This is a genomic window from Maribrevibacterium harenarium (assembly GCF_006385675.1).
Taxonomy (GTDB): Bacteria; Pseudomonadota; Gammaproteobacteria; order Pseudomonadales; family Marinomonadaceae; genus Marinomonas; species Marinomonas harenarium.
Genome location: NZ_VFRR01000013.1, coordinates 1 through 13,551 on the forward strand (window position 1 = coordinate 1; position 13,551 = coordinate 13,551).

The window sequence follows — 13,551 nt, forward strand, 5'->3', positions numbered from 1 at the left end:
TATAAAATATCGTCAACACTGTCACGACCAGCTTGCCAAAAACTTGCGGTGAATCAATCTGAAAAAACTAGGTGTGGTTTGCCGGACGCTTACGCCATATCGATTCACACGAATATGCAGATAGCGCTAAACCTATTCTTCATAACATGGCGGACATGGCGAGAGCGTTGAACCTCTCCGTTTTGCAGGCTGATATTCTGCTGTTCCTAACGGTACGTGAGACCGATGAACGGATAAAAATTGCACTCGATCACTTTTCAATGAGTCGCTATTTCAGCACCCGAAAAATGCAATCGGTGATGAAGATCGTATTTGATGTGAGTGCCAGCGATATGACTGAAGCACTTAACGGAGAGAATGGCCTCTGGGGCATTGGTCTGCTGTGTCCAAATACACGGCACCATGGTATGGAATTACTAGAAGGCATCGCCGATATGTTGCATTACGAGGAGAATGCTCTTACTGAATTGATGGATAACTTTGCCCGTCAGAGCGTGCCGCCGACATTGTGCCGCGAGCACTTCAACCATATCGACAGCATGTATAAAGCAACGATGGCGCTATTAAGCGCAGCAGCCAGACGTAACAGGAACATTTTAATTTATGGAGCACCCGGCACCGGTAAAACAGAATTTGTTCGTCATATTTGCCTGCAAATGGGGTTGCGCCTATGGGAAGTCGAAACTCTTGATACCAACTTCAATCCCTTAAAACCGGGTAATCGACTAGCTTCATATTCACTTTTGCAACGCATATTAGGACGCAGCAATGGTAACTGCATCCTATTTGATGAAGTGGAAGGCGTTTTTCACCCTTCTTTCACGCAAGACTACAAGGCTTGGATCAATAAATCTCTGGAGAGCAACATTGCTCCGTGTTTCTGGTTGAGCAACGATATAAGCGCGATGGATCCTGCCTTTATACGCCGTTTCGACCTATTGATCGAAATGCCAAGCGTACCGGAACAGTATAAACGAGAACAACTTAATGCACTGATCTCAGAAAATACACAGGACACCCTGCTTGATGAGCTCTGTGGACATCCTGCTCTCGAAATTGCACACATCAGAAAAAGCGTCGATATCGTCAAAACCCTTCCAAAAGGGTCAACTCTTGGCGTGGTAGACATACTGAATAGCTACATCAAAGCCAATGGTCATCGCCCAGTGAACACAAAGCCTGATCAGGATGACGAAACCTACGACTTAGGTTTAATTAATACCAATATTGACCTAACAAACCTACTCCAAGGCCTTTCAAACAATCATGGGCAAGTTTGCCTGTATGGCCCACCTGGAACAGGAAAAACAGCATTTGTACGCTACTTAGCAAAGAAGCTAAACAAGAAGCTACATTGTCACCAAGCCTCGACTTTACTTGGTAGCTTCGTCGGTGAAACCGAACGTAATATTGCCGTTGCATTTGAAAAAGCACAGAGACATAATGCAATTCTATTCATTGACGAAGCTGACTCATTTCTTCGCAAGCGGGAATGGGCTTCACAAAGCTGGGAAGTGACGCAAGTAAACGAATTACTTGTGCAAATGGAGAAATTTACAGGGACGCTCATGCTAGCCACCAACCTCATCGAAAATTTAGACAGCGCGACCATGCGTCGTCTCCCTGTTAAAGTAAAATTCGACTACCTGACTCCAGTGCAGTGTCACCGTATGTTGACCCAGCTTAGTTCTGAGCTGGATGCTCCGCTACGCCCTTTACTCAGTCGATTTAAATTTACTCCCGGAGATATTCACGCAGTCTTGAAGCGGTTAAAGCTCCTATGCCAGCCAATTACCTATGATAATTTGTTAAAAGGCTTAGAGCAGGACAGCGACTTCCTAATAAATAGAAATAAAAAACCTATCGGATTTATAAATTAAAACGCCACTTAATTAATTTTATTCTATAACTATGTTTTAGTTAATTTCATAAAACATAGTTATAGAATCAAGAATCATTATATTTTCAGATTAGTAGTAGTTTCTCAAATCTAAAATCATTTAAAGTTTTCAATTGGCTTCTGAAAATTTTTTGAAAACAATAAGGTAATGGAGAAAATTAATTCGGTGAAATATGCGACTAAAATCCTGTAAAACAAGGTGGTATGCTATAGGATAAAAATTCAATACCAGCATCCAAGATTGCTAACAATACATCTCTTTCTGAAGTATCTCTGTCTTTTTTCTGGATCTGGTTCAGAGCATCTGCCATAGCACCATAAAAAGCAAATTTATTTAAATGGTTTATCAAACCAGGATCAGCATCGCGTACTCGAATCCATAATTGTGTGATTTCATAAGCATAGGGCGTCAGGCATAGCTCTTTATTGAATGGCACTTCAGCTGAAGGGTCATTAGTCACAAAGATTCCAGCTCCAGACCAATACGCCAACCTAGTTTCAGGTACAGCCTTTCCAGAGAAAGACATACACTTTAAATTTGAATTATTTGATTCTATTTCTTTACGAAGCAATTCCAATCGAAATATAAAAATATTCATCATATTTTTAATTTTTCGATTTGTATTGTCAAAACCTCGCCATGCTTTGTAGTTTTTTTGATATTTTATATGGTTGTCGAAGTCCCGAAATGTATATTCTATCAAGTAATTCATCGACTTCCAAAAATGACGTTTCACCTTATTAGGATTAGATTCTTGAACAACTTCTTCAATCAAATAAGGCCTTGCTAAATACATCAATCGGTATAAAGACAATAGTAATTTAGGTAAATGATCTGGATAATCTCGGTACTCCCCAACGATATGCCATTCGCCAATCTTAATGACATTATCATAAAGATAATTCAATGTATCTTTATTCAACCGAATTCCTGATTCTGTCATAAGCCCCCCCATTTGAGACAAGAAGATATTATGACAGTACTAAGCGACAAAAATCGTCGTCAAACTAAACTTTTAGGTAATAGTCGACAAAACACCCACAAAAAAAGTAGAAAACACTTTATAAATCCGGATATGAATACAATAAAAATCAGCTAAAAAAATAAAACACAACCAGAAAAATAAATGAAACAAAAAACAACAAGATATCAATATCTGGAAGTCTATAAATTACATCACCATCATCCTTTATATACGCATACTTAGATTTCTCCCCTGAAATAAAATGATACCTAAATATAACCAAAGATGTATACATAAATGAAGACAAAGAAAAAACATGAACAATAGCTACAGGAACTCTCCAAAGATAGGAAAAAAATCCATCAGCATTCAAAATCAAACCTAGGGAAAATGTCACCAACGATAAGATGGCACCAGCCAAGCCAAAATACCATTTATTTAAATTTGGAGACAAAGAGTTTGCTCGACGAATATCCTCTTTTACTCTTCTTTTAGTCTTTAATCGATTTTCTTTATCAACTCTTTCTTCCTCTTTTATTCTTTCCCGCTGTATCTCTTGCCACTCAAACTCTTCACGATATTCATTTTCAATGATAACAGCAGCCTCACGAATATACATAGCTTCAGCTCTATCTATGTCCATATCACAATGTGCCTTACAATATGACCATAAATTTTCGCGTCGTCTCATCGGATCATCTAACTCCGCTTCAGCCATAGCATAGAAACTCATCTCGAAAAACCCCTTAAATCAAACAGAAAGACCTGGCGCACCCATTAATAAAAAAATAAGCGCAACGATAAAACTTAACGAAAGACCTATTTTTCTAAACAAATCTCTCCTAACTAAAACATCGCTTTCCACACACCACTTCTTAATATTAATAGCTGCATAAGCAAGCACCAAACCAACATGAAAAAAAACTGAAAGCTTTTTATTTTCTTCAAAAAAATACTGATAGCCGCCAAATAAAAACAAAAACAAAGCCAACACAATTAATAAATATGAAAACTTCCTTAAGAACGAAGATAATTTTTTAACGAAATCTTTAATGACCTCAATCTCCTGAACTCTTGGTGCAAATCTACCAAGAAAAACAATCAAAAAGAATATTAATAGAATAGCATTACCAAAAGCTAAGATCTGCTCGTCATTCAAAGAACATCCCGTAAGCAGCAATGAGAAAAATACAGTTAAAATAGATCTATTCATTTTTATCACCTTTTTTCATTACTCTTTTAAGCTTTCGAGTAAATGCATACCTATCTGGAAGAAATGGAATCAGATATAATATCACTATAATAGCTGCAACTGTGAAAACAATTGTCGTCAAAGTTGATGTGGCGAAATATGTTAAAAATCCCGCAAGGGAGCCTACAAAAAATGTTCCAGCTAAAACCCAAAAAATTATCATTGGTGGCATATCTTTTCCTTTTTCAATGAGATAATAAATTTAAAAATATGAGCATATTTATTATGAGTACCTTCCTGAAAACTCATCAATCGAGTTAGATACTGTAAAATTCACATCATCACCCAGTGCCTCAAAGTGTGCATAACCGCATTTGATTTTGGCATTTTCTTCAGGGCGTCGTTCAATTGAGAAAAGCGTGCTCTTGGTTTCGACTACGAAATAGAGCTTTTCCTTCCCATCTTGCTCAATTAGCACCGCCCAGTCAGGGTTGTAGCCACCCAACGGCGTATCAATTTTGAACCAGCCGGGAAGTTTGGCATAGAGTTTGATATCCTCGTTTCGCTCGAAGGCTGAGGCAAATTCCAGCTCGATATCGGAGTCGTAAACCACATGGTCAAAAACAGACTTCTCAGCTTTAACCATGTTGTCTTTCAGGTAGCCGAACAATTCGTTCTGTTGGAATAACTCCTGAGCATAGAACTGATCATCACCAATTTTGTGGTACTTGATGCCATCAACAATAAAAAGACGCATCTGACTTTTGATAATGTTGGCAGCCTGCTCGATAAACTTCTGTGGATTGTTCTTAAATGATTCCAGGCGACCACTTTTGTTAATAATGGCAACTATTGAGCGGCGCGTCAGGTTGGTTTCATTCTGCAAGTAAGTGACCAAATCGGGTAAATCAAACGCGCGAGATTCGTACACGCTAGTTGTTTCCTGAACCTGCTCAGTATGCACGCCACCCTGGTCAATTTCAGTCTTCGCCTTGCGATAAGTGAAGCGAGCCTTGCCTACCTGAAGGTTAATTTTAATCTCTTCAGCGCACTTTTCGATCAAGGCGTTGGTATCAAAGTCCACGCGGAACGTGGTTTTATATTTGATACGATCCCACAACGCCTGGAACTCGGGGCTCAGATACACGGCCTTATTCAGGGAAACCTTGGCTTTGTCATCGCGGTTCTTGATGTTTAGGTTACCGGATACTTTTTTCAGCACCGATACAATCTGTGCCGCATGGAGCTGGAATGCCTCTGGCAACGCCAGAGTACCGTTCTTTAACGATACCTTGAGGCTATCCTGGACTTTACCTTTGCTATCGATATGACCTTCACTCTGCAAGTGTTCCCACAGCTGTTTCGAGGCCTCTGTACCTAAGTATTCGTGATTGTGATCGTCAACCGGCACCACGATATTGGCAAACAGGTGTTTCTCAACCACACCAAACTTAATGCCTTCTTCGTTTTCGATTTCCTTCTGCAATTGCTCTGCAAATTGCTCGTAGGATTCATTGGCCATCACGGTGAGAGTATTCACCGCAAAGCCGTGTACCCGCTCACCACTCTGATTTACACAGATACGCAAGCCACGGCCGATCTCCTGACGTTTTTTAATGACTGAGCTTGTTTCGTTCAGGGTGCAGATTTGGAATACATTGGGGTTATCCCACCCTTCCTTTAACGCCGAATGAGAGAAGATAAACTTCAGCTTTGAATCAAAGCTCAGTAGCTTCTCTTTATCTTTCATGATCAGGTTATAGGCGCTTTCATCAGCAGCGGTTTTACCGGATGAGTCTTTCACCATCTCGTTGCCTGAGCTGTCTTTTTTCTTGTCGACCGAGAAATAACCGTTATGCACACCATCCGCAGCCGTATCCAGGTCGGCGCCTTCAAATAGCTGGCTGTACTTGGGTTTGCGAATGGCGCGATCGTATTCGTCTTCAAACATCAGGGCGAACTTACCCTTTTGCGGATTGCCGTCTTCGTCATACCAACGGTAGTTGGCGACCTTGTCGATAAAAAACAGGCTCAACACCTTAATACCCAGTGGGCGCAGGCGCATTTCTTTATCGAGATGTTCCTCAATGGTTTTGCGGATCTGCAGGCGTTTAAACTCATCCGGGTCTACTTCGCCCAAGGCCTGGCCCAGTTTCAGAATATCGGGCTTACTGGTAAAGCTGATGTATTCATTGCCCTGTTCGCAGTAGATGTCTTCAATGATGTAGCCATCGTATACGTCGCGACCACCGCTGTACTTAACATCCAGCAAATCCGCTCCGCTGGTTACCGTGACTTCTTTGCGCTTAATGCTGCCATTCTTCAGGCGAGTATCAATCTCGATTTTGGCACTGATTGGGCTTTTTTTATTGTTCACACTGAGTAGCTTTATATAAGCCTTATTGTGGCCATCCTTAACCTCAATGCCTGCCACTTCAATCTGCTTAACTAGCTTTTGCTCGTAGGCATCGACGGAATCCAGCTTGTAGAGCATATGGTGCTTTTCGACGTGCGTTGCCGAATAACGCAGGGTGCACATGGGGTTAAGCGAGGCGATAGCCTCTTTGCTTTTCGGAGTTGTATCTACACTCTGAGGCTCATCAATAATCACAATCGGGTTGGTTTGCTGGATAAATTCGATCGGCCTGGCACCGGTCATGCGGTCGTGTGCCCGGTGAATGATATTGGCTTTGTTCTCTTGCTCCGGATCGGTAAAACTTTTCCGGAAGGCATCGATATTGATCACCATGATTTGAATATCAGGGCTGGTCGCAAAATTACGCACATCCGACAGCTTACTGGAATCGTAAGTGAAATAGTCAAAGGCAACGTTTTCGTAAAGCTCTTTAAAATGAGTCGCCGTAATTTCCAGCGACTTCTGCACACCTTCTTTAATGGCAATGGACGGCACGACGATAATAAACTTGGTAAAACCATAGAGACGGTTCATTTCAAAAACCGTACGCAGGTACACGTAGGTTTTACCAGTGCCGGTTTCCATTTCTACTGTCAGGTTGATGCCGCCTTTGGAATCAAAATTTTCTGACGGCGCGAGGCCATTTTTCAGCTGTATTTTGCGGATATTGGCATGGATATCTTCATCCAGCAGGCGTAGGCGGTTACCAATACCTAGGGTATCTTCCTGCGTACCATGAAACAGCGAGCCTTCCTCCCAGGATTGCAACGGCGCTACAGTGAAGTTGGTCTGGCAGATTTCCTGACCAGCGAATACGCCCGTAACTGACTCAATCGCATCTCGCTGATAATCCAGATTGGCATCGAACTGAATATTCATACTCATGTTACAGGCTCCTTACGTCTTCAATTCCGGCCTGCTTGAGAATCTGTACCGCGTTGGTTTTTACCACGTCGTCGGCAAAACCGGCGTCTTTGAAGACCACCCGCATAATTTCTGGATTCAGTTCGTCTTTGAGCTTGGCAATGCCCTCCACCACGTCGAGAGTAATGTCGTCAGACAGACAGATCATCAGTGCGCCCATGCCGATGTCAAAGACTTTATGACCCGCTACGATATGCTCAGCAATAGGTAAGGTCAGATCCAAACCATATTTCAACAGCACTTCGTAGAGCACATCTACATCTTCACGGCCATGCTTGATATTGGAGATCTGATCTTCCAGATCCTGCTCCGTGAGGTCAAAATTTAGCTCCCAGGGCTTAATATTGGTGGAGTCGAGTTTAAAAACTTGAAAGCCAAGATCGCCTTGATAATCTGGATTTTCTTCTTTGATCTTCGCGGCAGCGCGGCGAATTCTATCCTTCGTGATATCGGAGATAAATCTATAACCAGCCTTAAAAGCATCAGTTTTATCTTCAGTTATTTCGGGTAGCTGAATTGCTATGAATCTAATGTTAGTGCCTGTTTCACAATTGAACTGGAAGACAGCATCAGCTGTTGTCCCAGAGCCAGCAAAAAAGTCAAGAACCATTTCATCATTATTTACCGATAGCTGAATAATCCTTTTTAGTAGCGCTGTCGGTTTAGGATTATCAAATGGAGCAGAGGTCTCAAATAGCTTTTTCAATTCTTTTCTAGAACTATCCGTATGACCCACTTCTTCATAGGACCAATAGGAAGTGGGAACAACTCCATCTTGAACTTCTGAAAGATATCGTTTGAGTTGGGGGGCACCATCCCCCTTTTGTCCAAAAAAAACTCTGCCTTCATCAATCCACTCCAGCATTTTCCTTTCATTTGTAAGCCAGCACCGGCCCTGCGATGGTGAATAAGACTTCCCTGTATTAGGATTCACGATTTCGTATAGATATGACTCGGATACAGTCTTAACCGTTAAATTGTCAGGACGCCACCTACCTCGGCCATCATCACTGTCATATTTATATAGTGCATCTTGCTTTTCCGTTCGTGGCAATAGCTTTCGCTCAAATCTATCAGATTTTTGATAGACCAAAATATGATCATGCATCGCAGGAATGCCTTTTGCGTCATTTGAAGCTGCATATTTCTTATGCCAAATAATATTTGACACAAAATTTTCTTCCCCAAATATCTCATCACATATTTTTCGCAAATTGGGCACTTCGGAGTCATCAATACTGATAAAAATAACCCCATCATCCTGCAAAAGATTTCTTGCTAGCTTTAAACGCGGATACATCATATTTAACCAATCGGTATGATAGCGCCCACTGGTTTCTGGATTGCTAGATAAGCTTCGACCTTCACCATCCACCTGGCCGGTAATCTCTTTGTAGTTTTTGATGTTGTCTTTAAAGTTATCTTTATAAACAAAGTCTTTACCCGTGTTATACGGTGGATCGATATAGATCATTTTGACTTTTTTGTGATAACTCTTTTGCAGCAGCTTGAGCACTTCAAGATTATCGCCTTCGATAAACAGGTTCTGGGTGGTATCCCAATCAACGGATTCTTCTTTACTAGGGCGTAATGTGCCGGTACTTGGGGTTTGTGCCAACATACGAGCTTTGTTTTTGCCGTTCCAGGTGAAGCTGTAGCGCTCTTCGCGGCCATCAACGTATTCACCCAGCACTTCTTTCAAGGCCTCAAAGTCTACTTTGCCTTCGGTAAAAGCTTCCGGGAATAGTTCTTTCAGCTTGCTGATGTTGTCAGCGACTATGTCCATGCTTTTACTATCCACTTCTGGAATAACTTTTTTCACTGTGTTTCCTCTTGATTCTTCTGCTTTCGGCAATTCGGTTACAGAGTTTCAGCGATCTGCTTGAGCCGCTGTTCCTGCTGTTTAATCTGGGTATTCAAGGTAACCTGTTGGCTGAATTCGGCCTTTTTGATCTGGGCGCGTAGTCTTTTAATGTCCTGCTCGATTTGACGGTAGCGTTGCAATTGCTGTTGCTGCTGTTTCGCCGCTTCACCATCCACCAAAGAAAAGCGCCCGCAGATTTCAGCACACTGAAAGGCTTGGACACAGGCCATAATGGCTTGATAGAACTGCCAGAAGTTGCTGTGCGGCAAGCAGGTAAAGTTCAGGCTGTTAAAAAATACTTTGGCGAGTTCCGTTACGTTGCTCAATGATAACCAAGGCGATAGCTGAAAATCTTCAATAACCCACTTTGTTTGATCCGCTTTGTTAATGCGTTTGTCCGCTAGGCAAATAGCCAGTTGTTCGTTGGGGTCTTCTTTTTTCCGATCTTTTACATCCGGTTCGTCATCTGCTTCAGTGCCGTTTTCTATAATTTTGCTTTCAGAGTGCACAAAGAAAATGACTAATGGGTAAGGAATCGCCCGGTTGATTAGGTGGCCAATTCGATCAGCGCTTTTGGTATTGTTTAATTCCACGTATAGAAAGGCCAACTCACCATAATCATGCAGGTCATCACTAAAAGGCGCGATATTGATGGTGCTGGGCTTTAAGGTGTAGAGCCAGCGGATTTTATCAACATCGTCTTTCAGAGCCTTTTTGTCTTTGGCGTCCAGGTCGGCGTGCTCCTGAAACATCTTTTTGAACAGGGGTTTATTGAGCACACAGCTATTGTGTACGTTCAAGCCTTCAAGAAAGGCTTCGAATTGTGGCAAGCCTAATCCCAGTTCAGGCATGACCCTCTCCTTGACCTTCTGCTTCGTCAGCGGCTGTCAATATCAGGTAGGACACCACCATAAAGTCTTCAATGCCTTGGCTAGAGGTGGAAGTAAGTACGGTACCGCCTTTGCTAAACAAGCTTTCGATGCCTTTTTCTTCGCTTTTGCCCGCAATGCTATCTACGGCGACAGCTAATAGATGCTGAAAGTGGCTCATATCACGTCCGTTACGTGTCATGTGGTTAGCTTCGGTGATGGCAGATTGATCGGGCGATTTGTGTTTGAAGGCTTTACGCTTGAGCAGATCGAGTATCTTTTTACTTTGGGTAAAATTCAGCTCAACTACCGTGCTGCCTTCGGCATCAGCGGTCACGTAGATCAGGAAGTATGGTGCTAGTGGGTAGTTATCATCGACCTGAACGGCTTCTTTGCCACTGCGGATATTCTTCAGGCAGAAGATAACGCCCGGTTTAATGCCATCGGCGGCCAGATCTTCATCAATGCTAACTACGGCATACAGGCCTAGCGGTGCCTGCTCCAGCGTTGTGAGGCGCGCCTTGTCGTTCATATAACCTGACAGATCCATGCGGAAATCATTGAGGGTTAGGTCGGTAATGGATACACCACCGCTCATGTCTTCCAGATCGACTACCGCGTCTTTGAGTTGCTGCAGTTGTCTGCGCCGGTATTCAAGGTCATTCATGTCTTTGGCGCTTTCGTCGATGACATTCTCTTCACCTGTGGCGGATATATCCAGCAAGACCATGCGCCCGGAAACACGGGCTTCAAGATTGATGTATTCGTCCAGCTCCATGTTGGGCCAGAAGTTGATGAGCTGGATTTGCGTGTTTTTACTGCCAAGACGGTCGATACGGCCAAAGCGCTGAATGATGCGTACCGGGTTCCAGTGAATGTCGTAGTTGATGAGCGTATCGCAATCCTGCAGGTTCTGCCCCTCACTGATGCAGTCGGTGGCTATCAGTAAATCCAGTTCCGTCGTGGCGGTTGGGTCGACTTTGCAGCGCTCTTTAGATACCGGCGAGAAGGCGGTCAGAATATTGTTGAGGTCGGAACCTAAGCCCGTCATAGTGGTTTTATTGGTACCGCCGCCCGTCACCAATGCAGTATGAATGCCCAGTTCGAAATGCGCCCATTGCGCCAGATGGGCATACAGGTATTGAGCCGTGTCGGCGAACGCAGTAAACACGATCACCTTTTTATTGCCAGGATTTAGCGGGTTAACCACCTTGCTGGCAATGGTCTGTTTAAGCCGCTCTAACTTTGCATCACGGTCTGCATTAACACTTTGTGCAGTTTCGGTAATGTAAGTTAGGAATTCGTGATCGGCTTCCAGCTCCTGCCGAAAGCGAATAAGATCCATATCCTGCAACAGTACTTTGGTTTTGTTGCCCACCATGTAATTTTCCAGCTCGGTGGACTCCAACTCAAAGTCGTGAATATCCTCGATATTCAGCTCGGTCAGTTCTTCTGATTCGTGGGCATCGATTTTGGCTAGCAGTCGCTCGACTTGCTGAGCAAGTTTGGTGGCCGTTAGAGTAAATGAGTGAATGGAACTTTCCATACGCTTCAGCAAATTGACGCGCATAAGGTGAATCAGGCTTTCTTCACGGTCAATTTGCCTGAATACCCCTTTACCACCACCGACGGCTTTATCGTAACGACGGGCATATTCGGCCTTTTTGGCTTCGCGCACGAATTTCAGCGGAGAATAACCCGCTAGGGACAGTCGTCTGATGGTTTTGTTGACGTCTTTCAAGGGCGGAAACTCGCCGGAGACATCGATGTCGGCATAAATATTTTTCGGTTGCAAGCGGGTCGGGAAGCGGCCGATATCTTCGGTACCATAGTACTTTTCTATGTGTTTGCGGGAGCGGGCAATGGTAACGATATCGAGTAGTTTGAAGTAGTCAAAACTCATAATATCGAGTAAGGCCGCCGTAGTGCGCTTTTCGACCGGTTCACTGACCCACTGATTAAATTGCTTCTGGGCAAGCCGCAGAGTGGATTCAATATTCTTAATACCCTGTTCGGCAAAGGCATCATCCCGACCTTCCGTAATGAAGGCGACCTGATTTTTCAGATCGTTCATGCGATTGTTGACCGGTGTTGCCGACAGCATCAGCACTTTGGTTTTGACACCTGAGCGAATAATGTCGTTCATCAGCCGCTCGTAGCGGCTTTTACCTTCTACCTTGCTCGGTGTGTTACGGAAGTTGTGGGATTCGTCGATGACTACCAAGTCGTAATTGGCCCAGTTAAGTGTCTCCAGATTTATTTCGCCCGAGTAGCCTTTCGGCCGGGTCAGATCGGTATGGTTTAGTACGTCGTAATTAAAGCGGTCAGCTGCGAGCAGGTTGCGCTTGTCGTTGACCGTGTACATGGACCAGTTGTCACGAAGCTTTTTCGGGCATAGAACAAGCACGCGATCATTACGTAGTTCGTAGTATTTGATCACAGCCAGGGCTTCAAAGGTTTTACCCAAACCCACGCTGTCGGCAATGATGCAGCCGTTGTGCTTTTCGAGCTTGTCTATTGCACCCAGCACACCGTCTTTCTGGAATTTGTAGAGTTTGTTCCAGACCAAGGTATCTTTAAAGCCAGTTTTACTGCGGATAATGTTGTCTTCGTCGATGTCTTCGAGGAAGTCTTTAAACAAATGAAATAGCGTGAGGAAATATATAAAGCTGGCCGGTTGATCGGCGGCGATGCTATCCAATCTGGCGATGAGATCATTCTTAATATCACGAAGGCTCAGCGAATCAGCCCAGACATTATCAAACCACGTCAGAAGCTGCCGGGTGCTCTCTGGATCAGACAAACCCATGCTCATGTGCAGTGAGTCGGAGCGTACGTCGCCGAGCCCGGTTGGGGTGAGCGTGGCACTGCCGCTGATGGCAAAACTTTGCTCGGGCGAGCCTGTTTGTTCGGGTACGTACAGATGAATAATGTTCTGCCCCGGCTGAGGCCGTACACTAGCTTTCACTTCAGCCTTGTTTGCCAACCATTGGGCGAACTCACTGGCGATGCGTTTTTGTTGCAGTTGATTCAGCACTCGAACGTCTGATTCAGAACCGACTAGCTTCTGTAAATTGAACGAATCCCATTCGCTGAAAATGATCCTTGCTGACTCCAGCTGCTTCAGCTCGTGCTTCAGCGAGGCAAAACCGTATAGGGTAAACAGGCTCGACAGAACAGAGAGCTTGGAGCCAGAAAAGGTGTGTTTTTTCAGTTCGATACCAACGTGGCCGCTGGTTTTGTTATCCAGTAACAAAATAAAATTCCCTGTCTTTTCATCGATAGTAGGGGCCGAGATAGAGCTCAAAGCCGCCAAAGAAAGCCTTTACTTACCACAGTAAATATAAAAACCATATCGTACGCCAAGTCACCATCGAGAACATAACTAACATCGATGTGGACGAATATTACAAAATAGTTG

9 protein-coding genes are annotated in these 13,551 nt (G+C 43.7%); 1 reads left to right on the forward strand and 8 read right to left on the reverse strand.

Annotated features, from left to right (window positions below):
* Positions 1-71 precede the first annotated feature (71 nt).
* Complete coding sequence (locus tag FJM67_RS08120) at positions 72-1,880, forward strand: ATP-binding protein (RefSeq protein WP_140588304.1); 1,809 nt, start codon at positions 72-74, stop codon at positions 1,878-1,880.
* Positions 1,881-2,079: 199 nt separating this feature from the next.
* Here the strand turns inward: FJM67_RS08120 and FJM67_RS08125 are convergent, their stop codons facing one another.
* The 8 genes from FJM67_RS08125 to FJM67_RS08160 form a co-directional block, all read right to left on the reverse strand.
* On the reverse strand, positions 2,080-2,844 hold the full coding sequence (locus tag FJM67_RS08125; protein WP_140588306.1) for a hypothetical protein: 765 nt from the start codon (positions 2,842-2,844) through the stop codon (positions 2,080-2,082).
* Positions 2,845-2,992: 148 nt separating this feature from the next.
* Entirely contained in the window at positions 2,993-3,598 is a 606-nt protein-coding gene (locus FJM67_RS08130; protein WP_140588308.1) for a hypothetical protein, read from the reverse strand.
* Positions 3,599-3,616: 18 nt separating this feature from the next.
* Complete coding sequence (locus FJM67_RS08135) at positions 3,617-4,078, reverse strand: hypothetical protein (RefSeq protein ID WP_140588310.1); 462 nt, start codon at positions 4,076-4,078, stop codon at positions 3,617-3,619.
* Positions 4,071-4,289, reverse strand: a complete 219-nt coding sequence (locus tag FJM67_RS08140) for a hypothetical protein (RefSeq protein WP_140588312.1) — start codon at positions 4,287-4,289, stop codon at positions 4,071-4,073. The genes FJM67_RS08135 and FJM67_RS08140 overlap by 8 nt, the downstream gene beginning before the upstream one ends.
* 51 nt (positions 4,290-4,340) lie before the next feature.
* Positions 4,341-7,358: a type III restriction-modification system endonuclease gene (locus tag FJM67_RS08145; RefSeq protein WP_235890019.1), complete on the reverse strand. Its 3,018-nt coding sequence runs from the start codon at positions 7,356-7,358 to the stop codon at positions 4,341-4,343.
* Position 7,359: 1 nt separating this feature from the next.
* A complete protein-coding gene (locus tag FJM67_RS08150; RefSeq protein ID WP_219845930.1) occupies positions 7,360-9,219 on the reverse strand; it encodes a site-specific DNA-methyltransferase in 1,860 nt (619 codons plus the stop codon).
* Between the two features lie 38 nt (positions 9,220-9,257).
* Positions 9,258-10,112, reverse strand: coding sequence for a DUF4391 domain-containing protein (locus FJM67_RS08155; protein WP_140588314.1), 855 nt, complete (start codon positions 10,110-10,112; stop codon positions 9,258-9,260).
* Positions 10,105-13,386, reverse strand: a complete 3,282-nt coding sequence (locus tag FJM67_RS08160; RefSeq protein ID WP_140588316.1) for a helicase-related protein — start codon at positions 13,384-13,386, stop codon at positions 10,105-10,107. Before FJM67_RS08160 ends, FJM67_RS08155 begins: the two co-directional genes overlap by 8 nt.
* Positions 13,387-13,551: the final 165 nt, after the last annotated feature.